The 21,023-nt window shown below is 45.1% G+C and carries 11 protein-coding genes, 21 tRNA genes, 3 rRNA genes and 1 riboswitch; of the genes, 4 read left to right on the plus strand and 31 right to left on the minus strand.

Features of this window, described 5'->3' with window-relative positions; all coding sequences use genetic code 11:
* Positions 1–27 precede the first annotated feature (27 nt).
* Both J9317_RS15555 and J9317_RS15560 read left to right on the plus strand, forming a co-directional pair.
* Positions 28–771, plus strand: coding sequence for a TraR/DksA C4-type zinc finger protein (locus J9317_RS15555; protein WP_211560127.1), 744 nt, complete (start codon positions 28–30; stop codon positions 769–771).
* A gap of 383 nt (positions 772–1,154) precedes the next feature.
* On the plus strand, positions 1,155–1,619 hold the full coding sequence (locus J9317_RS15560; RefSeq protein WP_211560129.1) for a TspO/MBR family protein: 465 nt from the start codon (positions 1,155–1,157) through the stop codon (positions 1,617–1,619).
* Positions 1,620–1,656: 37 nt separating this feature from the next.
* Here the strand turns inward: J9317_RS15560 and J9317_RS15565 are convergent, their stop codons facing one another.
* The gene (locus tag J9317_RS15565; protein WP_211560131.1) at positions 1,657–2,490 is read right to left on the minus strand and encodes a M23 family metallopeptidase; all 834 of its coding nucleotides are present in this window, start codon (positions 2,488–2,490) and stop codon (positions 1,657–1,659) included.
* 237 nt (positions 2,491–2,727) lie between these two features.
* Here J9317_RS15565 and J9317_RS15570 point away from each other — a divergent pair, with 237 nt between their 5' ends.
* Positions 2,728–3,453, plus strand: coding sequence for a lipase family protein (locus tag J9317_RS15570; RefSeq protein WP_211560133.1), 726 nt, complete (start codon positions 2,728–2,730; stop codon positions 3,451–3,453).
* A 44-nt stretch (positions 3,454–3,497) separates the two neighbouring features.
* Here J9317_RS15570 and J9317_RS15575 read toward each other — a convergent pair whose 3' ends face one another.
* Genes J9317_RS15575 through glgB form a run of 5 tightly spaced genes read right to left on the minus strand, consistent with a single transcriptional unit; the run spans position 3,498 to position 11,441 of the window.
* A complete protein-coding gene (locus tag J9317_RS15575) occupies positions 3,498–5,894 on the minus strand; it encodes a glycogen/starch/alpha-glucan phosphorylase (RefSeq protein ID WP_211560135.1) in 2,397 nt (798 codons plus the stop codon).
* The gene (glgA, locus tag J9317_RS15580) at positions 5,881–7,335 is read right to left on the minus strand and encodes a glycogen synthase GlgA (RefSeq protein WP_211560137.1); all 1,455 of its coding nucleotides are present in this window, start codon (positions 7,333–7,335) and stop codon (positions 5,881–5,883) included. The genes J9317_RS15575 and glgA overlap by 14 nt, the downstream gene beginning before the upstream one ends.
* Positions 7,332–8,360, minus strand: coding sequence for a GlgC family sugar phosphate nucleotidyltransferase (locus J9317_RS15585; RefSeq protein WP_211560139.1), 1,029 nt, complete (start codon positions 8,358–8,360; stop codon positions 7,332–7,334). Before J9317_RS15585 ends, glgA begins: the two co-directional genes overlap by 4 nt.
* 29 nt (positions 8,361–8,389) lie before the next feature.
* Positions 8,390–9,568 carry a glucose-1-phosphate adenylyltransferase gene (locus J9317_RS15590; RefSeq protein WP_211560141.1) on the minus strand — a complete coding sequence of 393 codons (1,179 nt, stop codon included), beginning with the start codon at positions 9,566–9,568 and terminating at the stop codon, positions 8,390–8,392.
* On the minus strand, positions 9,513–11,441 hold the full coding sequence (gene glgB, locus J9317_RS15595) for a 1,4-alpha-glucan branching enzyme (protein WP_211560143.1): 1,929 nt from the start codon (positions 11,439–11,441) through the stop codon (positions 9,513–9,515). Before glgB ends, J9317_RS15590 begins: the two co-directional genes overlap by 56 nt.
* A 518-nt stretch (positions 11,442–11,959) precedes the next feature.
* On the opposite strand from glgB, the gene J9317_RS15600 reads away from it, so the two are divergent.
* Positions 11,960–12,463 (plus strand): GNAT family N-acetyltransferase, encoded by a 504-nt coding sequence (locus tag J9317_RS15600; RefSeq protein WP_431190710.1) that lies wholly within the window; start codon positions 11,960–11,962, stop codon positions 12,461–12,463.
* 88 nt (positions 12,464–12,551) lie between these two features.
* On the opposite strand, the gene J9317_RS15605 is transcribed toward J9317_RS15600, so the two are convergent.
* The 25 genes from J9317_RS15605 to J9317_RS15725 form a co-directional block, all read right to left on the minus strand.
* Positions 12,552–12,623: transfer RNA gene (locus J9317_RS15605), tRNA-Glu, on the minus strand.
* A gap of 7 nt (positions 12,624–12,630) precedes the next feature.
* Positions 12,631–12,721, minus strand: a tRNA-Ser gene (locus J9317_RS15610).
* A 64-nt stretch (positions 12,722–12,785) separates the two neighbouring features.
* Positions 12,786–12,860: transfer RNA gene (locus tag J9317_RS15615), tRNA-Asn, on the minus strand.
* 6 nt (positions 12,861–12,866) lie between these two features.
* A tRNA-Ile gene (locus J9317_RS15620) sits at positions 12,867–12,940 on the minus strand.
* Between the two features lie 14 nt (positions 12,941–12,954).
* A tRNA-Gly gene (locus J9317_RS15625) sits at positions 12,955–13,028 on the minus strand.
* A gap of 6 nt (positions 13,029–13,034) precedes the next feature.
* Positions 13,035–13,110, minus strand: a tRNA-His gene (locus tag J9317_RS15630).
* A gap of 14 nt (positions 13,111–13,124) precedes the next feature.
* Positions 13,125–13,200, minus strand: a tRNA-Phe gene (locus J9317_RS15635).
* Between the two features lie 61 nt (positions 13,201–13,261).
* Positions 13,262–13,338: transfer RNA gene (locus J9317_RS15640), tRNA-Asp, on the minus strand.
* Between the two features lie 4 nt (positions 13,339–13,342).
* A tRNA-Met gene (locus J9317_RS15645) sits at positions 13,343–13,419 on the minus strand.
* Positions 13,420–13,533: 114 nt separating this feature from the next.
* A tRNA-Ser gene (locus tag J9317_RS15650) sits at positions 13,534–13,626 on the minus strand.
* A 13-nt stretch (positions 13,627–13,639) separates the two neighbouring features.
* Positions 13,640–13,716, minus strand: a tRNA-Ile gene (locus J9317_RS15655).
* Between the two features lie 4 nt (positions 13,717–13,720).
* Positions 13,721–13,797 (minus strand) — tRNA-Met (locus J9317_RS15660).
* A gap of 21 nt (positions 13,798–13,818) precedes the next feature.
* Positions 13,819–13,894: transfer RNA gene (locus tag J9317_RS15665), tRNA-Ala, on the minus strand.
* A 14-nt stretch (positions 13,895–13,908) separates the two neighbouring features.
* Positions 13,909–13,985 (minus strand) — tRNA-Pro (locus J9317_RS15670).
* Positions 13,986–13,988: 3 nt separating this feature from the next.
* A tRNA-Arg gene (locus J9317_RS15675) sits at positions 13,989–14,065 on the minus strand.
* 15 nt (positions 14,066–14,080) lie between these two features.
* Positions 14,081–14,166: transfer RNA gene (locus J9317_RS15680), tRNA-Leu, on the minus strand.
* Between the two features lie 9 nt (positions 14,167–14,175).
* Positions 14,176–14,250: transfer RNA gene (locus tag J9317_RS15685), tRNA-Gly, on the minus strand.
* A 12-nt stretch (positions 14,251–14,262) separates the two neighbouring features.
* Positions 14,263–14,347: transfer RNA gene (locus J9317_RS15690), tRNA-Leu, on the minus strand.
* Between the two features lie 18 nt (positions 14,348–14,365).
* Positions 14,366–14,441: transfer RNA gene (locus tag J9317_RS15695), tRNA-Lys, on the minus strand.
* Between the two features lie 260 nt (positions 14,442–14,701).
* Positions 14,702–14,777, minus strand: a tRNA-Thr gene (locus J9317_RS15700).
* Between the two features lie 22 nt (positions 14,778–14,799).
* Positions 14,800–14,875: transfer RNA gene (locus J9317_RS15705), tRNA-Val, on the minus strand.
* A gap of 349 nt (positions 14,876–15,224) precedes the next feature.
* Positions 15,225–15,340 (minus strand): 5S ribosomal RNA (gene rrf, locus J9317_RS15710).
* Between the two features lie 132 nt (positions 15,341–15,472).
* Positions 15,473–18,399 (minus strand): 23S ribosomal RNA (locus tag J9317_RS15715).
* Positions 18,400–18,643: 244 nt separating this feature from the next.
* A 16S ribosomal RNA gene (locus J9317_RS15720) occupies positions 18,644–20,182 on the minus strand.
* The 16S, 23S and 5S rRNA genes sit together here with 21 tRNA genes alongside, the layout of an rRNA operon.
* 230 nt (positions 20,183–20,412) lie before the next feature.
* A complete protein-coding gene (locus J9317_RS15725) occupies positions 20,413–20,730 on the minus strand; it encodes an MGMT family protein (RefSeq protein ID WP_211560145.1) in 318 nt (105 codons plus the stop codon).
* A 144-nt stretch (positions 20,731–20,874) separates the two neighbouring features.
* Positions 20,875–20,975, plus strand: a riboswitch (TPP riboswitch).
* The last annotated feature ends 48 nt before the right edge of the window (positions 20,976–21,023 follow it).

Below are 21,023 nucleotides of genomic sequence, written 5' to 3' on the forward strand. Positions count from 1 at the left end.
ATTTCAATGTATGGAGGGAGAACTGCTATGCTAACAGATCACCAGCTGAATGCCTTCCGGGAACAGCTTCAGACTGCGAAAAAAGAGCTTGAATTAAGATTTGCGGATAACGGTCACTTTGGACTTGAAAGCGGACATCCGCATGACACAGTGGGAGAACTATCCAGCTATGATAATCACCCGGGGGATGAAGGAACTGAACTGTATGAGCGTGAAAAAGATGTTGCCTTAAATGAACATGCAGAAGAAGAACTTAGTGATATTAACCGGGCATTAATGGCGATTGAAAAAGGGACTTACGGAAAATGCGAAGTATGCGGCACAGATATCCCAGCTGAACGATTGGAAGCAATCCCATCTGCCACTACATGCAAAGAGCACTCGCCCAACCAGTCTATATCCTCAGATCGTCCCATTGAAGAAGAAGTACTATCTCCTCCATTTGGAAGATTCACTTCTGACGATAAAGATTCAGTCGCATTTGACGCAGAGGATGCGTATCAGGAAACAGCAAGCTTTGGGTCGTCGGAATCTCCTTCAGATTTTGAATATCCAATGGAGGATTATGAGGATGCATACATTGAATCGGACGAGCGCATAGGTTATGTAGAGGATTACGAAAATTTTGCCGGAACGGATATCGAAGGCAAAAACGTGACAATCTATCCAAATGATGAGCATGAAATATATGAGGACGCCCTTGATGAAGAAGGCATCATGACCTCCTTTGGCGACCTTCCTGCATCTGAAAAAGAACGTTATACCGATTGACACACGGGAGCAGTTTACTCTCTTTTCCTGCGAAGGATAGAGGAGCTAAAAAGCTCCCCTGAGAATAATGCAGAAACCCGGAAGCGCTCCGGGTTTTGTTTTTCGTTTTTGATGAATGGATTTTCCTGTTTACTTAACCATAATGGGTTAAGCTGATGGAGCTGACATCAGCCTAAACCAATCCCTTGCGAAAGATGCTTTGAGTTCTTATTTTCCGGACACCGCCTATTTTCTAAGCCTATCCACAGGTTTTAAACCGCTAGCTTAAGTGAATAGAAAGAAATACAGCGGTTCTCAATGAGGTCCGCCTTTAAGTATTTACCATAGATCCTGAGTTGAAGCGGGGGTTTGGTAAATTATCAGTTAAACGAGGAGGAGCATCCATGGTACGATCCATACTTATTTTTGTTATTACATATGCCTTATTTTTGATAAGCGGATTTTTGTTTCAAATTGATCAAAGCTGGTATGATGCGCTGAATAAACCTGCTTGGACACCTGCCGGAGGTACAATCGGAATGATTTGGTCGATTCTTTTCGCATGTATCGCGGCTTCAATTACCATCATTGATCGAAAAGCAGGGGGACTTAACAACCTTAAGCCTGCATTTTGGATCATACTAATTGTGAATTATCTCTCTAATCAATTGTTCAGCTTTTTCCAGTTCAGTCAAAAAAACCTTGGTCTTGCGACGATTGACTGCGCCATTGTTGCCATTTCTGCAATCATTTTAACCGTCTTTGCGTTTAATATTCAAAAAATAGCGGGTATTCTGCTTGTTCCATATGTGCTGTGGACTTCATTTGCCACCTTCTTATCGTTTATGTTTTACTCGATGAATTTATAAACACAAAGAGCCTTGCCGCCGGACAAGGCTCTCTTGTTTAATTAGCTTCCCACTGAGTTAAATATGGATAAGGATTAATGGCTTTAAAGCTTGAGTCATACAAACCGAAATGCAAATGGGAGACAAATTTTCCCGTCGTCCCCTCAGGACCATATCCGCTGCTTCCAACATATCCGATTAATTGCCCTTTCTTAATATCTGTTCCTGGATCAATTCCATCCGCATATTTAGAAAGATGTGCGTAATAAACGTTATATCCGTCAGGTGTATTAATTGTCAATCTCCATCCGCCAAGTTCGTTCCATCCTTTTCGTGAAACGCTTCCGTCAGTAGCGGCATACACTGGGGTGCCTTCTTTAGCCATGATATCTGTACCCTCATGAACCCTTGCCCCGCCATACTCTCTTGATTTTCCCCATGTATCCACAAATGGATCATACGTACCTTCATTTAGAGGAAACTGCCCGCTGTCCAGAGAGGATAAATTCTGATCTGCATTCACTTCAAGCTTTTGTCCAGCATAGATGGAGTCGGATTGGAGGCTGTTTAAGCTTTTAAGCTCAGCTACACTCATTTTATACTTTAAAGCTATACCGCTTAGAGTTTCTCCGCTTTCGACTGTATGTATGGATGCTCCCTTTACTTCAGTAATTCCATCGCCGATTTTTAGTGATTGCCCCGGAAAAACAAGATCGCCTTCCAAACCATTTACCTGCATCATTTGAGCAACTGTCATATTGTGGCTGTTCGCAAGTTCGGAAAGAGTATCGCCCTGCTGTACGGTCACTGTTTCCTCTGCAGCTGCAGGGATTGTTATAGAAGCAGCTGAGAACGCTGCCGCCAGAATCACTGGTATATACTTATGTTTCATGTTGCCGCATTCCTCCCTAATAATTGTTGGATAGACACCTATCCCATGAGAAGGTTCGAACTGCCCCAGCTCTTTACTTCGCAGTTAGAAAAAACCAAACGGATTGTCCTATGAAAAAGAGATTTTTTACAAAAACAGGTGTGTTTAGACTCTTACTGGATTTTCACCCAATTTCCTATGGCTCCATTTCTCACGAGCATGCATATGGTAAAAGCAAACTGCACGGGAGGAAATCCAATGGATGATCTAAATAAACCTGACAGAAAGACAGCTGTCCTGCTTGCAGACTGCTGCCTCCTGGCTTATGAAGGTGCACGGAATGGCGGAGATTTTAAAGCACCTGAAGGCTTTGTTAAGGCAGCCTCTTTAAGAGGAAATGTTCTCGGTCAAAACGAGTGGATTGGATTTATCATTGAATCGGATCAGCACATTATCGTTTCCTTTCGAGGGAGCCAGTCAGAACCTGATTGGGCAGCTACAGGAGATATCGAGCAAGTTGCTTATCCGTATGCATCCGCTGGCCTGGCCCACGATGGCTTTCTTGGAATCTATCAGTCTTTTCGAACAGATTTATACAAGGCTATCAGAAACCGCTCACCACGAAAAAGCCTATACTTTACGGGACACAGTCTCGGGGCAGGTATTGCAACCCTTGCTTCCCTTGACGCAGCAGAAAATACGGTAAATCCCATTATATATATGTATAATTTCGGAAGTCCTAAGACAGGAAACAGACGATTCGTTTCTTCTTATAGTAAATCAGGAATCCGCTATTGCAGGTTTGTAAACAGAGAAGACCTTGTCCCGCTTCTTCCACCAGGAAAAATAACAGATTTTAGTTTGGGCAAAAACTATTACTATGCCCATCTGCCAAATCAATGCTTATTCTCTCTACAAACCGGAACCATTGCCGGAAACCACAGCATGGCAACTTACTATAAAGCAGCCGCGCAGCTTCCATAACGGCAAATAGCGCCCCTTCCTGGAGGAGGGGCGCTATTGCAGAGTTAAATGGGCTTGATATTCCAAATTCCATCTGCGTACTCTTTAATTGTTCTGTCGCTGGAAAATGAACCGGAATAAGCGATATTAATTAACGATTTTTCCTGCCATTCACCTTTATTAATGAAGGTCTGCTCCACCCTCTCCTGTGCTTCTGCATAGGATGAAAAGTCTTTAAGAACAAAATATTGATCATTATGGGCGATAAGAGAATCATAGATCGCTTCGAATTCTCCTTCTGTTTCATGGAAAAAACCGTTAATCAGCTGATCCGTTGCCTGGCGGATCCGAACGTCGTGATGGTAATATTCTGTTGAACGGTATCCTCCATTCTCATAATAATCCAGGACTTGTTCTGCAGTCAGGCCAAAGGTAAAGATATTAGGAGTGCCAACTGATTCAAGAATCTCTACATTTGCTCCATCAAGAGTACCGAGAGTTAAGGCGCCATTCATCATAAATTTCATGTTTCCTGTACCGGAAGCCTCTTTAGATGCAGTGGAAATTTGTTCACTTACATCAGCCGCCGGGAAAATGGACTCAGCAAGCGAAACACGGTAATTTTCCATGAAAACCACTTTAATCATCTTGGAGACTTTAGGATCTGAATTAACCTTCTCGGCTAAGGAATTAATTAGCTTTATGACTTTTTTTGCATAATAGTAGCCAGGCGACGCCTTTGCCCCAAAAATGAACGTACGCGGATAAACAGAGAAGTTGGAATCTTCCCGGATCCGATTATACAGATACATAATATGAAGCACATTGAGCAGCTGCCGTTTATAGGCATGAAGCCGCTTGACCTGCACATCAAAGATGGAAGAGGGATCGACCTTCATTGAAGATTGCTCAAAAATTTTCTGAGCCAAAATCTCCTTGCGCGCCTGTTTAATTTTAGCTGTTTTTTCCTTCATGCCCTCATCATAGATAAAACGCTTCAGCTGGATCAAATATTCAGGATCCTTCACCCACCGATCGCCGATTGCCTCAGTGATCGTATCTGCAAGTTCTGGATTTGCCTTTAGCAGCCACCTTCTATGAGCAATTCCATTTGTCTTATTATTGAATTTCTCAGGCTCAAATTCATAGAAAAGCTTCATTTCACGCATTCTGAGGATATCGGAATGGATTTTTGCAACCCCATTGACACTATGGCTTCCTGCAATCGCCAGATGAGCCATCTTAACAAGGCCATGGGCAAGGATGGCCATTTGCTCGATTCTATTCCAGTCGCCGGGATATCTCTCCCATAATGCTTTACAGTAGCGTTCATTAATTTCTTCAACAATTAAATAGATTCTTGGAAGAAGCGGTTTAAACAAATAAATCGGCCATTTTTCAAGGGCTTCTGACAATGTTGTATGATTCGTGTAGGAGATGGTATTTGTGGTGATTTTCCAGGCTTCTTCCCATTCCATTCGTTCTTCATCCAGAAGAATTCTCATCAATTCCGGAATCGCCAATACAGGATGGGTATCATTAATATGAATAGCCACCATTTCATGAAAATTATGAAGGCTGCCATTCTTTTTACGAAAGGAGCGAATGATGCTCTGCAAGCTGGCTGATACAAGGAAATACTGCTGCTTAAGGCGTAAAATTTTCCCTTCATCATGTGTATCATCCGGATAAAGGAATTCAGAAACTGCCTCGGTTTCCCGCTTGTAAGTTAGCAAATCTCTGTTTAGGGGAGGATGATGGGCGGGCTCTGCGCTCCATAAGCGGAGCGTGTTCACTGTGCTGGTTTCATAGCCAATCATTGGCATATCATATGGAACGGCAACGACCGTTTCCGGCGAAACATGTTTGAATTCCAGTTTACCATCCACTTCACGGCTTTCAGTCGTTCCCCAAAAAGCAATATCAACTGCCTGATCGGGTTTTCTGACTTCCCACACGTTTCCATGGCGCAGCCATTGTTCTGGATACTCAACCTGATAGCCATCTGCAATCTTCTGATCAAACAACCCATGTTTGTATCGGATTCCGCAGCCATGGCCTGGAAGGTCAAGCGAAGCAAGAGAATCAAGGAAACAAGCAGCAAGGCGGCCAAGACCGCCATTGCCTAAGCCTGCATCCGATTCCGACTCTTCTATATCCGTTAAGCTGATTCCAAGTTCTTCAAGACCCTTTTCTACAACCTCCCGGATACCAAGGTTCAACAGGTTTTGCCCCATTAATTTACCGAGCAAAAATTCTATTGATAAATAATAGACCTGCTTATTGTTGGCAGAGCGGTTTTTTTCATTTGTTTCAATCCAGTTCGTGCTGATGTATTCTCTTACCATATGGCCTAAAGTATTGTATTGATCCCTGCTGGTAGACTCTCTGAACGTCTTTCCATATGTCATTTCCAGCCTTTTTAGAAAACTTTTCTGGAAAGATTCTTTACTTGAGAACAATACTCCCACTTCCCATCAAATCAGTATAGAGCTGATTGTATTTGCTGGCAGATTGAGACCAGCTGTAATCCTGGCTCATTGCGTTCCTGACAAGTTTATTCCATAATTCTTTATCCTCTCTGTAAATAGAGAGAGCACGCCTAACCGTATGCATCATGTCATGAGCATTAAAACTTTTGAATGAAAATCCATTTCCTTCACCTGTTGCTTCGTTGTAGGAAAGAACCGTATCATTCAGACCGCCGGTTTCCCGAACCACAGGGATCGAGCCATATCGAAGGGCTATAAGCTGTCCAAGTCCGCAAGGTTCAAATCTGGAAGGCATCAGGAATAAGTCAGAACCTGCATACACTCTGTGGGCTAATGGCTCATCAAAGCCTATGTACGCTTTTACATTCTCAGGATATTTATGTTCCATATGGCGGAAATAGTTTTCAAACTCATCTTCGCCTGTGCCAAGAATGATCCACTGCGTATCGCTGTCCACCATCTCTTCCATCACATGTCGCACAAGATCAAGACCCTTTTGTTTAGTCAGCCTTGTAACCATGGAGATAACCGGGACATCGGGTTTTTCAGGAAGACCGAACATTTTTTGCAAAGCAGCTTTATTATCCTGTTTCTTCTCAAGAGTTGACACATCAAAAGGTGCTTTGAGGAAAGCATCTTTTGCAGGATTGTAAATTGTGTCATCGATTCCATTCAGGATTCCATGTAGGGAGGCGCCTTTTGCCCTCAGCAATCCGTCAAGACGCTCACCATAATAAGGAGTCTGAATTTCTTCCATATAGGTTGGGCTGACGGTAGTAATGGCTGAAGAAGAAATGATCGCTGCTTTCATGAAGTTCACGCATTGATAAAATTCCAATTTATCGGCTGTGAAATCCTCATGTCCAAGGTTCAGGAGATCATAAATGATCTCCTGAGGGAAAATCCCTTGAAACTCAAGATTATGAATCGTAAAGACTGTTTTCATTTCAGCATAAAATGGATCAGCTGCATACACCTCATTCAGGAAATATGCCACCATGCCTGTATGCCAATCATGGCTATGAATAACATCGGGCTGAAAATCGATGGCTTTAATTGCTTCCAGAACGGCTCTTGAAAAAAATGAAAACCTTTCGCCATCATCGTAATGCCCATACAAAGAGTCACGTTTAAAATAATATTCGTTATCCAGAAAATAATACGTAACCCCATCCATCTCAAAAACTTCAATGCCGCAGAACTGAGATCTCCAGCCTACAGCCACTTCAATCTCTTTTACTTTTGTCATCTGTTCTCTGTATTTTTCGGGAATCTGCCCATACTTCGGCATGATGACTCTTACATCAGATCCTAACCGGGTAAGTTCTTTCGGCAGCGCCCCGGCTACATCGGCCAAACCGCCGGATTTGACGAAAGGCACACATTCAGATACGGCAAACAAAATTTTCACGACTTAATCAGCACTCCTTGGACAGATCCTTTGCGCAGAACAATTGGGTGCTCCATTGTACCTTTCAGAACTTCGTGGCTTCCAATTTTAACATCCTTATCTAGAATAACGTTATCAAGCACGCAGTTTTCGCCCACAGTGGATTTCTGCATAATAATCCCATTTTTTATTACAGTATCTTTGCCAATATGAACTGCTCTGAAGATGATGGAATTTTCTACATGCCCTTCAATACGGCAGCCATTTGCAATCATAGAATTGCGTACATATGAGGATTTAAGATATTTAGTAGGAGGTTCATCCTTTACTTTCGTATAAATAGGCGCAGCTTTAGGGAAAAGCTCTTTCCAAACTTCCGGCTTTAACAGATCAAGACTGTAGCGGAAATAAGACTGAATGGAATCAATCACCGAAACGTAGCCGTTATACGCATATTCACAGATGTTCAGCTGGGATCTGCCTTCATTTACTACTTGATTTAATGTTGTAAATCCATTGTTATCATAGGAGGAAATTAAATCTTTCAGCAGTGAGGTTTTAAGCACATACATTTGCAGAGAATTGCCTTCTTTAGTGATTTCCGTTACATCGCAGCCCATTTCAATATGGTGCTTAAGGACTTTGCAGAAATCAATGTTGCAAACAGTATGGCTGTTTGTAATAACTGTATATTCCTGACGGCTTCTTTTGAAATAATCAAAATGATCTTTGAATTGGCGGAACGATCCGAATTCATCGTATTCATCATGCAGATGCGGAGAAGGGAAAAAGAACAGGCCGTCCCGTTTTCTGTTTAAATCCCACTCTTTTCCTGATCCAAGGTGATCCATTAAAGAACGGTATTGGTATTTAGGGAATATAGCGACGCTGTCTACTCCTGAATTAACCAAATTAGAAAGTACAAAATCTATTAATCTATATCTTCCACCAAAGGGAATAGCAGCCATTGAACGATTTTGTATTAAATCATCAATATTCTGGCTATGCGCTGTTGCATCAATTATTCCAAGCATGCTCATGTTCATGCTTTGCCACCTCTTTCGTCTCAAGTAGTTTACGTTCTTTTTTCAGTGACTTCTGCATCGCGCGCAGCCACTTGCTGCTGTCTAATATAGTCCGGAGTAACAAGCAGGACTTCTTCTAATTCAGGGTTTGAGCGAATAACCGTTCCATCCTCAATGGTCATTCCGCTTGGAACGATGGCATTCTCAATATAGACGTTGTTTCCAATTACCGCATCCGGCATGACAACACACTTTTTAAGGAAGGTATCTTTGCCCACTGTTACACCCTGGAACAGGACGGAATGCTGTACGGTTCCGTATACAACACAGCCCTCATTTACAAGAGAATCGGTTACTTCTGCTTCTGCAGAAATAAATTGCGGCGGCTGGTTTGGATTGACAGAATAAATTCTCCAATCCTGACTGAACAGATTAAGCTCAGGATCGTCTTTTAATAGATCCATATTTGCTTCCCATAGACTTTTCACAGTTCCTACGTCTTTCCAGTACCCTTTGTACGGATAAGCTACAAGCTTTTTCTTTTCTTCAATCAGGAGTGGAATAACGTCTTTCCCAAAGTCATTGCTGGAATACGGATTGCGCTCATCCATCTCCAAATATTCCTGAAGGACAGACCATTTAAAGATATATACGCCCATTGAAGCGAGGTTATTTTTAGGATTTTGAGGTTTTTCATCGAACTCAACGACTTCCATCTGCTCGTTCGTGTTCATGATTCCGAATCTGTTTGCTTCTTCCCAAGGGACTTCAATAACTGAAATGGAAACGTCGGCGTTTCTTTCAACATGGTAGTCCAGCATCTTAGAGTAATCCATCTTATAGATGTGATCACCAGAAAGAATCAGTACGTATTCAGGGTCATATTGCTCTAAATAATTTAAATTCTGGTAGATGGCACTTGCTGTGCCTTTATACCATTTTACTTCAGAGGATTCTGCATATGGGGGAAGTACGGTTACCCCTCCATTTTTACGATCCAGGTCCCACGCGCTTCCAATTCCGATATACGAGTGAAGAACAAGCGGCTGGTACTGTGTAAGAACCCCTACAGTATCAATTCCAGAGTTTGTGCAATTGCTCAGAGTAAAATCGATTATTCTGTATTTCCCTCCAAATGGAACGGCAGGCTTCGCCAAATTCTTAGTTAATGAACTAAGACGGCTGCCTTTCCCCCCTGCCAGAAGCATTGCTACGCATTTCTTTTTCATTGTTGTTCTCCCTTCTCTTTTTAATTGCTCTCAGCAAGCTAAAACCAAATGGCGGGACCGTCATGCTGATGCTGTACGGCTGGCCATGAAGTTCCTCTTTTTCAGCTTTCAATTCTTTGATATTCACCTGACCGGAACCTCCGAAATGAACATCATCACTATTCAAAATCTCTACATATCTCGTGTCTGCCGGTACCCCGATTTTGTATCCGTGATACACATCGCTTCTGAAATTACAGACTGCAACAAGCACTTCCCCTTCTTTAGATCCTTTTCTCATGAAGGAATAAATACTTTGTTCCGCGTTGTCTGCATCAATCCATTCAAATCCTTCCGGAGAATGATCCAATTCATAAAGAGGCTTTTGCTTTTTATAAACATTCATTAGTTCTTTAAAATAAACCCTTGTATCACGGTGAAGCTCATAATCCTCCAGGAACCAATCGAGCTGCTCGAGATCTTTCCATTCATCGAACTGGCCGAATTCAGACCCCATAAAAAGAAGTTTCTTCCCCGGATGAACCAGCATGTAGCCTAGCAGCAAGCGCAGCTGAGCAAACTTTTGCCAGTAATCACCAGGCATTTTATTTAGAAGTGACTTTTTCCCATGAACCACTTCATCATGAGAGAATGGAAGAATAAAATTTTCATTAAAAGCATACATGAGAGAAAAAGTCATCTTATGATGAATATGCTTGCGGTCATGCTGGTCCGTCTCCATATACTCCAGCACATCATTCATCCAGCCCATATTCCATTTATAATTGAATCCCAGCCCTCCATCCGAAACAGGGCTAGTAACCAAAGGCCAATCAGTAGAGTCTTCAGCAATCATAAGTGTATGAGGATCATAGGCAAAAACTGTCTCATTCAGCTTTTTCAAAAAGTTTACAGCGTATGGATTTTCAAACGAATCACTATTTGGCCAATAAAGCATGTTAGCTACCGCATCTACGCGGAAACCATCTATATGATATTTCTCCAGCCAAAACAGGGCATTCGAGATCAAAAAGCTATGTACTTCCGGTTTGCCCAAATCGAAATTGGCTGTACCCCAGACTACATTTTCCCGATCATTGTAGTTTGTATATTCAAATACCGGCTCCCCGTCAAACATATATAGACCATGTGCGTCCTTGCAAAAATGTCCCGGAACCCAATCCATGATCACTCCAAGGTCGTTTTGATGGCAGACATCGATAAACTCCATAAACTCCTTAGGTGTACCATATCGGCTTGTTGCAGAGAAATATCCTGTTCCCTGATAGCCCCATGAGCGGTCATATGGATGTTCAATTACCGGCATGAGCTCAATATGGGTAAATCCATGATCGATTGCATAAGGTATTAACTCTTCGCTTAGTTCTTTATATGAATAAAGGCTTCCATCCTCTTTCTTCTTCCAGGAAGCTAAATTGACCTCATAAATAAAGACAGGCTTTTGATAAATATTTTTTGTTTTTTTCTTTCTTTGCCACTTTTGATCGTTCCATTTGTACCCTTCCAAATCGGCTACAATAGAAGCTGTATTAGGTTTAAGCTCTGAATAAAAAGCAAACGGGTCAGCTTTCAGCAGCCTGGAACCATTTTTGGCAATCAGTTCGTACTTATATACATCTCCTAGCTTCAAATCCGGAAAGAACCCAGTCCATATCCCTTCATTGCTTACTTTCTCAAGTACGTAATCCGTGCCCTTCCACTGGTTAAAATCACCAGCAATTCTTACCTGTTTTGCATGTGGTGCCCACACAGTGAATTGAACTCCGCTTACTCCATCAATAGTCTTAAAATGAGCGCCAAATTGTTCAAAGCTCTTAAACAGGCTTCCTTCATGAAACAAATGAACCTCAAAATCTGTAGGACTTGCAATCATTCAGCATAAACCCTCCCCGCATTTTAGAGTGTATCTCAATCTATATACCCCTTTTACTACTTTTTAATTCTCTACTTTGAAAAAAAAACCCTTTTGTGCAAACGCTTTTATAATTAGACATAATCTAACAAATATTTATTGAAGGCATATAAAAAGTTATTTTTATAAATAGAAATGAGAAAAGTATATAAAAAATAGAGGTAAACCCCCTGCTGCAAAGGGGTTCTTTTATAACGAACGAATAAAACCATTATTTCAAAAACATGTTTTAATAGAAAATTTGTCGTAATTAGTCGAATTTTAATTTTCAAAAAAGCTAAATTGAAGGAAAAAATAAAGGAATTACCAGGGTACAGAAAAGATTAATTTTCTATTTAATCCTATAAACTACAATTAATGACCAATAAATTTTAAATAAAATGGAAAAGCTGTGTTCAAAAAAGGTTGCAGAATCCAGTGACATGGACTATATTTCTAAAAAGATGCCGCACAAGGAGGCCAATGACTTGTTAAGTTTAATGAAACCGGATTTTACTCTTAAACATGCATATATGGAGTTTTATGAGGAATGGAAAAACTCAGAAGAAAAAATCGTTCCATGGGTGGTAGCTGAAAACCCTGCTGACTTTGAAAAGTATCTGCACTATTTAAAGGAACAGGAGCAGGGGAAAAACATTCCTGAGAATTTTGTACCCCACTCTACCTATTGGCTTCTTTTGGACAAGGATCGCATTGCAGGAGCGGTTAACATCAGGCATAGGCTGAATGAATACTTAAAAGAACGGGGAGGCCACATTGGATACGGAATAAGACCTTCTGAGAGGCAAAAAGGATATGCCACAGCAATCCTGTCCCTGGCCCTGGCTGAAACAAAACGAATGGGGATTAAAGAAGTACTGGTTACGTGCGACAAAACCAATATCGCCTCAGAGAAGACGATTATAAAAAATGGAGGAAAATTCGATTCAGAGTTTACTGAAGAAAACGGGAATGTTGTAAAGCGATTTTGGATAGCCGATTGAACTGTCCTCGCTTAACAAGTATGGAGCACCGGTTTTATGCTTGAAAAGATAAAACAAAAAAACGCTGCATCTGCAGCGTTTTTTACAATGACCCGTACGGGATTCGAACCCGTGTTACCGCCGTGAAAGGGCGGTGTCTTAACCGCTTGACCAACGGGCCGAATAGATGGCGGAGAAGGAGGGATTTGAACCCTCGCGCCGCTTACGCGACCTACACCCTTAGCAGGGGCGCCTCTTCAGCCACTTGAGTACTTCCCCTTATACATAAATAGATGATCTGTGAAAGTATTCTCACAAACCTGTTTAACACTTATAATGAAAATGGCTCCGCAGGCAGGACTCGAACCTGCGACCGATCGGTTAACAGCCGATAGCTCTACCACTGAGCTACTGCGGAACAAAATGGGCCTGAATGGACTCGAACCATCGACCTCACGCTTATCAGGCGTGCGCTCTAACCAGCTGAGCTACAGGCCCATATTCAATAGAAATGGAGCGGGTGATGGGAATCGAACCCACTACATCAGCTTGGAAGGCTGAGGTTTTACCAGTAAACTACACCCGCATGAAATGGGGCGACTGATGGGAATCGAACCCACGAATGTCGGAACCACAATCCGATGCGTTAACCACTTCGCCACAACCGCCACTTCAATATAAATGGTGGCTCGGGACGGAATCGAACCGCCGACACATGGATTTTCAGTCCATTGCTCTACCGACTGAGCTACCGAGCCATTATAATTTTTTCGTCAGAAACTTTTGATTAAGTTATCTTATGTACCAAGAAAACATAAATGGCGGTCCGGACGGGACTCGAACCCGCGACCTCCTGCGTGACAGGCAGGCATTCTAACCAACTGAACTACCGGACCATTTTGGTTGCGGGGACAGGATTTGAACCTGCGACCTTCGGGTTATGAGCCCGACGAGCTACCAGACTGCTCCACCCCGCGATAATAAAAATTATTAAGTTTAGCTGCGCTTATAACTAACCTAATTTCTGAACATTTCTCTTACTCAGTATTACTGTCATAGCGGAAATAATACCTGCTAAAGTAAAGAGTATATGGAGGAGGAAGAGGGATTCGAACCCCCGCGGGGTTTGACCCCCCTGTCGGTTTTCAAGACCGATCCCTTCAGCCAGACTTGGGTATTCCTCCAAAGAATAAGTGATGGTGGACCTTGTAGGACTCGAACCTACGACCGGACGGTTATGAGCCGTCTGCTCTAACCAGCTGAGCTAAAGGTCCTATATGGTAGCGGCGGAGGGGGTCGAACCCACGACCTCACGGGTATGAACCGTACGCTCTAGCCAGCTGAGCTACGCCGCCATATAGTGATATATATAATATTGGTGGAGCCTAGCGGGATCGAACCGCTGACCTCCTGCGTGCAAGGCAGGCGCTCTCCCAGCTGAGCTAAGGCCCCATTATTCAAGGAAATGGTCGGGAAGACAGGATTCGAACCTGCGACCCCTTGGTCCCAAACCAAGTGCTCTACCAAGCTGAGCTACTTCCCGATATGGCGCGCCCGAGAGGACTCGAACCTCTAACCTTTTGATTCGTAGTCAAATGCTCTATCCAATTGAGCTACGGGCGCAAAATATTATAAGAGTGCCGAGGACCGGGATCGAACCGGTACGGTAGTCACCTACCGCAGGATTTTAAGTCCTGTGCGTCTGCCAATTCCGCCACCCCGGCGTTAAGGATTGGAGCGGAAGACGGGATTCGAACCCGCGACCCCCACCTTGGCAAGGTGGTGTTCTACCACTGAACTACTTCCGCAAAAAAAAGAAATGGTGCGGGTGAAGGGAGTCGAACCCCCACGCCGTAAGGCGCTAGATCCTAAGTCTAGTGCGTCTGCCAATTCCGCCACACCCGCTTGTTATATAAATCGAAATGGTGAGCCATGAAGGACTCGAACCTTCGACCCTCTGATTAAAAGTCAGATGCTCTACCGACTGAGCTAATGGCTCTCTGTTTTGCCTACACTCTGAAGTTTGCAAGACGCCCAAATCTCAGAAAGCTTATTCAAGCAGCGGCTCCATTTGGGCGCTGATGTTTTGCTTTGAAGATTATTCGAACGTGCTCTACCGACTGAGCTAATGGCTCTCTGTTTTGCCTACACTCTGAAGTTTGCAAGACGCCCAAATCTCAGAAAGCTTATTCAAGCAGCGGCTCCATTTGGGCGCTGATGTTTTGCTTCGAAGATTATTCGAACGTGCTACCAAGAAAGTGGTGCCGGCAAGAGGACTTGAACCCCCAACCTACTGATTACAAGTCAGTTGCTCTACCAATTGAGCTACACCGGCATTTGAATTTAGGTAAAATAAATGGTGGAGGATGACGGGATCGAACCGCCGACCCTCTGCTTGTAAGGCAGATGCTCTCCCAGCTGAGCTAATCCTCCATATAGTTTCGGCTTGCGATGAGCGGCGCATTGCGTTGTCGTCTTCACTCACTCCCATCCTCACGCACTTATGTGCGCTCCGGTGGTCGATCTTTCGACTCCTAGCACTGCTTGCTCCTCTCAACCCTCTTGCATTTACTTTGTTTGGTGAGGTTTCGGCTTGCGATGAGCGGCGCATTGCGTTGTCGTCTTCACTCACTCCCATCCTCACGCACTTATGTGCGCTCCGGTGGTCGATCTTTCGACTCCTAGCACTGCTTGCTCCTCTCAACCCTCTTGCATTTACTTTGATGAGTGGCTGTTTCGGTTTATGATCCGAATCGAATCATGCATTTATAATAAAATATATGCCTGGCGGCGTCCTACTCTCACAGGGGGAAACCCCCAACTACCATCGGCGCTAAAGAGCTTAACTTCCGTGTTCGGTATGGGAACGGGTGTGACCTCTTTGCCATAGTCACCAGACATATTCCATAAAAAAGCGGCAAGATTTATTATACTATGATTCCAGAAGAAATCAAGATATTTTTAATCTTTTTTTGCTCTTTCAAAACTAGATAACGATTGCTGCACGAGTAAAGCAGCCTTACTTGAATAAAGGTTAAGTCCTCGACCGATTAGTATTCGTCAGCTGCACGTGTCACCACGCTTCCACCTCGAACCTATCAACCTGATCATCTTTCAGGGGTCTTACTCTTGCGATGGGAAATCTCATCTTGAGGGGGGCTTCATGCTTAGATGCTTTCAGCACTTATCCCGTCCGCACATAGCTACCCAGCGATGCCTTTGGCAAGACAACTGGTACACCAGCGGTGCGTCCATCCCGGTCCTCTCGTACTAAGGACAGCTCCTCTCAAATTTCCTGCGCCCGCGACGGATAGGGACCGAACTGTCTCACGACGTTCTGAACCCAGCTCGCGTACCGCTTTAATGGGCGAACAGCCCAACCCTTGGGACCGACTACAGCCCCAGGATGCGATGAGCCGACATCGAGGTGCCAAACCTCCCCGTCGATGTGGACTCTTGGGGGAGATAAGCCTGTTATCCCCGGGGTAGCTTTTATCCGTTGAGCGATGGCCCTTCCATGCGGAACCACCGGATCACTAAGCCCGACTTTCGTCCCTGCTCGACTTGTAGGTCTCGCAGTCAAGCTCCCTTGTGCCTTTACACTCTGCGAATGATTTCCAACCATTCTGAGGGAACCTTTGGGCGCCTCCGTTACATTTTAGGAGGCGACCGCCCCAGTCAAACTGCCCGCCTGACACTGTCTCCCGGCCCGATCAGGGCCGCGGGTTAGAAGTTCAACACAGCCAGGGTAGTATCCCACCAATGCCTCCACCGAAGCTGGCGCTCCGGTTTCCAAGGCTCCTACCTATCCTGTACAAGCTGTGCCAAAATTCAATATCAGGCTGCAGTAAAGCTCCACGGGGTCTTTCCGTCCTGTCGCGGGTAACCTGCATCTTCACAGGTACTATAATTTCACCGAGTCTCTCGTTGAGACAGTGCCCAGATCGTTACGCCTTTCGTGCGGGTCGGAACTTACCCGACAAGGAATTTCGCTACCTTAGGACCGTTATAGTTACGGCCGCCGTTTACTGGGGCTTCAATTCAAAGCTTCGCTTGCGCTAACCTCTCCTCTTAACCTTCCAGCACCGGGCAGGCGTCAGCCCCTATACTTCGCCTTGCGGCTTCGCAGAGACCTGTGTTTTTGCTAAACAGTCGCCTGGGCCTATTCACTGCGGCTCTTCAAGGCTATTCACCCTAAAGAGCACCCCTTCTCCCGAAGTTACGGGGTCATTTTGCCGAGTTCCTTAACGAGAGTTCTCTCGATCACCTTAGGATTCTCTCCTCGCCTACCTGTGTCGGTTTGCGGTACGGGCACCATTTTCCTCGCTAGAAGCTTTTCTAGGCAGTGTGGAATCAGGAACTTCGGTACTTAATTTCCCTCGCCATCACAGCTCAGCCTTAACCAAGGGACGGATTTGCCTATCCCTTGAGCCTACCTGCTTGGACGCGCATATCCAACAGCGCGCTTACCCTATCCTCCTGCGTCCCTCCATTGCTCAAACGGAAAAGAGGTGGTACAGGAATCTCAACCTGTTGTCCATCGCCTACGCCTTTCGGCCTCGGCTTAGGTCCCGACTAACCCTGAGCGGACGAGCCTTCCTCAGGAAACCTTAGGCATTCGGTGGAGGGGATTCTCACCCCTCTTTCGCTACTCATACCGGCATTCTCACTTCTAAGCGCTCCACCAGTCCTTCCGGTCTGGCTTCTCAGCCCTTAGAACGCTCTCCTACCACTGTTCGTAAGAACAGTCCACAGCTTCGGTGATCCGTTTAGCCCCGGTACATTTTCGGCGCAGGGTCACTCGACCAGTGAGCTATTACGCACTCTTTAAATGGTGGCTGCTTCTAAGCCAACATCCTGGTTGTCTAAGCAACCCCACATCCTTTTCCACTTAACGGATACTTGGGGACCTTAGCTGGTGGTCTGGGCTGTTTCCCTTTCGACTACGGATCTTATCACTCGCAGTCTGACTCCCATAGATAAGTCTTTGGCATTCGGAGTTTGACTGAATTCGGTAACCCGATGAGGGCCCCTAGTCCAATCAGTGCTCTACCTCCAAGACTCTTACTATGAGGCTAGCCCTAAAGCTATTTCGGAGAGAACCAGCTATCTCCAGGTTCGATTGGAATTTCTCCGCTACCCACACCTCATCCCCGCACTTTTCAACGTGCGTGGGTTCGGGCCTCCATTCAGTGTTACCTGAACTTCACCCTGGACATGGGTAGATCACCTGGTTTCGGGTCTACGACCACGTACTCAATCGCCCTATTCAGACTCGCTTTCGCTGCGGCTCCGTCTTTTCAACTTAACCTTGCACGTAATCGTAACTCGCCGGTTCATTCTACAAAAGGCACGCCATCACCCGTTAACGGGCTCTGACTACTTGTAGGCACACGGTTTCAGGATCTGTTTCACTCCCCTTCCGGGGTGCTTTTCACCTTTCCCTCACGGTACTGGTTCACTATCGGTCACTAGGGAGTATTTAGCCTTGGGAGATGGTCCTCCCTGCTTCCGACGGGATTTCTCGTGTCCCGCCGTACTCAGGATCCACTCAGGAGGGAACGAAGTTTCGACTACAGGGCTGTTACCTTCTTTGGCGGGCCTTTCCAGACCGCTTCTTCTACCCCGTTCCTTTGTAACTCCGTGTTGAGTGTCCTACAACCCCAGAAGGCAAGCCTTCTGGTTTGGGCTAATCCCGTTTCGCTCGCCGCTACTCAGGGAATCGCTATTGCTTTCTCTTCCTCCGGGTACTTAGATGTTTCAGTTCCCCGGGTCTGCCTTCCAGATCCTATGTATTCAGATCAGGATGCTGCTCCATTACGAGCAGCGGGTTTCCCCATTCGGAAATCTCCGGATCAACGCTTACTTACAGCTCCCCGAAGCATATCGGTGTTCGTACCGTCCTTCATCGGCTCCTAGTGCCAAGGCATCCACCGTGCGCCCTTTCTAACTTAACCTGATAACGGAAGTTATCTTCGTTAGAGCTGAAAACAGATGTCTTCAGACTTGATGTTCTCTTCATACGCAAGCGCAGAAGAAAATCGTAAGGTTACTTGCTTACTCGTGTGAATGTTTGACATTCATATCGTTATCTAGTTTTCAAAGAACAAGTTTATAGAGAGAATGATCTCTCAAAACTAAACAAAATCGAAGTGCGTCCGTTAATTGTGCACCGCATGGGTGCTGATAATTCTTCCTTAGAAAGGAGGTGATCCAGCCGCACCTTCCGATACGGCTACCTTGTTACGACTTCACCCCAATCATCTGCCCCACCTTAGGCGGCTGGCTCCCTTACGGGTTACCCCACCGACTTCGGGTGTTGCAAACTCTCGTGGTGTGACGGGCGGTGTGTACAAGGCCCGGGAACGTATTCACCGCGGCATGCTGATCCGCGATTACTAGCGATTCCGGCTTCATGCAGGCGAGTTGCAGCCTGCAATCCGAACTGAGAATGGTTTTATGGGATTCGCTTAACCTCGCGGTTTTGCAGCCCTTTGTACCATCCATTGTAGCACGTGTGTAGCCCAGGTCATAAGGGGCATGATGATTTGACGTCATCCCCACCTTCCTCCGGTTTGTCACCGGCAGTCACCTTAGAGTGCCCAACTGAATGCTGGCAACTAAGATCAAGGGTTGCGCTCGTTGCGGGACTTAACCCAACATCTCACGACACGAGCTGACGACAACCATGCACCACCTGTCACTCTGTCCCCCGAAGGGGAACCTTCTATCTCTAGAAGTGGCAGAGGATGTCAAGACCTGGTAAGGTTCTTCGCGTTGCTTCGAATTAAACCACATGCTCCACCGCTTGTGCGGGCCCCCGTCAATTCCTTTGAGTTTCAGTCTTGCGACCGTACTCCCCAGGCGGAGTGCTTAATGCGTTAGCTGCAGCACTAAAGGGCGGAAACCCTCTAACACTTAGCACTCATCGTTTACGGCGTGGACTACCAGGGTATCTAATCCTGTTCGCTCCCCACGCTTTCGCGCCTCAGCGTCAGTTACAGACCAGAGAGTCGCCTTCGCCACTGGTGTTCCTCCACATCTCTACGCATTTCACCGCTACACGTGGAATTCCACTCTCCTCTTCTGTACTCAAGTCCTCCAGTTTCCAATGACCCTCCCCGGTTGAGCCGGGGGCTTTCACATCAGACTTAAAAGACCGCCTGCGCGCGCTTTACGCCCAATAATTCCGGACAACGCTTGCCACCTACGTATTACCGCGGCTGCTGGCACGTAGTTAGCCGTGGCTTTCTGGTTAGGTACCGTCAAGGCGCGGGCAGTGACTCCCGCACTTGTTCTTCCCTAACAACAGAGCTTTACGATCCGAAAACCTTCATCACTCACGCGGCGTTGCTCCGTCAGACTTTCGTCCATTGCGGAAGATTCCCTACTGCTGCCTCCCGTAGGAGTCTGGGCCGTGTCTCAGTCCCAGTGTGGCCGATCACCCTCTCAGGTCGGCTACGCATCGTCGCCTTGGTGAGCCATTACCTCACCAACTAGCTAATGCGCCGCGGGCCCATCTGTAAGTGACAGCATAACCGTCTTTTATCTTCGAACCATGCGGTTCGAAAAGTTATCCGGTATTAGCTCCGGTTTCCCGGAGTTATCCCAGTCTTACAGGCAGGTTGCCCACGTGTTACTCACCCGTCCGCCGCTGACCTCCGAAGAGGTCCGCTCGACTTGCATGTATTAGGCACGCCGCCAGCGTTCGTCCTGAGCCAGGATCAAACTCTCCAAAAAGTAGTTTGACTAGCTCTTGTTTGTTGCTCTTGAATTAACGTTGGCACTTCGATTTGTTTAGTTTTCAAAGATCATTTTTTGTAACCGCTTCGTTAGCGGCTTTAATAATATATCACGCTGTTAGACAAGAGTCAACATCTTTTTCAACAATGTTTTCTAGAGGAAAATTCTTCTGTTTTCAGCGACGAATATTAATATATCACAATACTTCTAAAAGTACAATCTATTTCTCACATTTCCTCATGAATATGATGCTGAAATTTCTGAAGCGATATTTTATTCCCTGTTTCGATTTCAACTCCTTCTATAGATAAAGCTTTTTTCTGCTGTTCAAGAACATCCTGGTCTTTAATGGATAGTTCTCCTTTGGAACTGATCACTCTATGCCAAGGCAGACTATATTTCCTGCTCATCGTATGAAGAACTCTTACAACCTGTCTTGCTCCTCTCGGACTTCCGGCTGCAAATGCAATTTGTCCATAAGTCATAACCCGGCCCTCCGGAATGCTTTTTATTATTTGAATAGCCTTTTCCGTAAATGGTTTCATTCTCCCCCTCCTTCAGATTAATTGGAATCAAATCAATATTACCAAATAAGCGTCCCTTAAATGTCATGCTTCTATAAAAATTAAAATTGTTATTGTCGAAATTTGTGACATAGTGTATAGTAAAAATAATTAAATAATTCGGTATACGACCACTAGGGGAGCCTCCAGCTGAGAATGAACAATATGTTCTAAACCCTTTGAACCTGTTAGTTAATGCTTGCGTAGGGATGTGGCTTGATCGTTTAACTTCGTGATTAAAGCAGTGCGTGGAAGCAAGAGCATTCTCCGCATTG

The organism is Metabacillus flavus (assembly GCF_018283675.1).
Classification (GTDB): Bacteria; Bacillota; Bacilli; order Bacillales; family Bacillaceae; genus Metabacillus_B; species Metabacillus_B flavus.

Excerpts from the sequence above, each read along its gene's own strand:
- glgB (WP_211560143.1), bottom strand. The coding sequence starts at position 11,441 with ATGATTGCAAGTCCTACAGATTTTGAGGTTCATTTGTTTCATGAAGGA.
- J9317_RS15555 (WP_211560127.1), top strand. The coding sequence starts at position 28 with ATGCTAACAGATCACCAGCTGAATGCCTTCCGGGAACAGCTTCAGACT.
- J9317_RS15565 (WP_211560131.1), bottom strand. The coding sequence starts at position 2,490 with ATGAAACATAAGTATATACCAGTGATTCTGGCGGCAGCGTTCTCAGCT.
- J9317_RS15570 (WP_211560133.1), top strand. The coding sequence starts at position 2,728 with ATGGATGATCTAAATAAACCTGACAGAAAGACAGCTGTCCTGCTTGCA.
- J9317_RS15560 (WP_211560129.1), top strand. The coding sequence starts at position 1,155 with ATGGTACGATCCATACTTATTTTTGTTATTACATATGCCTTATTTTTG.
- J9317_RS15585 (WP_211560139.1), bottom strand. The coding sequence starts at position 8,360 with ATGAACATGAGCATGCTTGGAATAATTGATGCAACAGCGCATAGCCAG.
- J9317_RS15600 (WP_431190710.1), top strand. The coding sequence starts at position 11,960 with ATGAAACCGGATTTTACTCTTAAACATGCATATATGGAGTTTTATGAG.
- J9317_RS15590 (WP_211560141.1), bottom strand. The coding sequence starts at position 9,568 with ATGAAAAAGAAATGCGTAGCAATGCTTCTGGCAGGGGGGAAAGGCAGC.
- J9317_RS15725 (WP_211560145.1), bottom strand. The coding sequence starts at position 20,730 with ATGAAACCATTTACGGAAAAGGCTATTCAAATAATAAAAAGCATTCCG.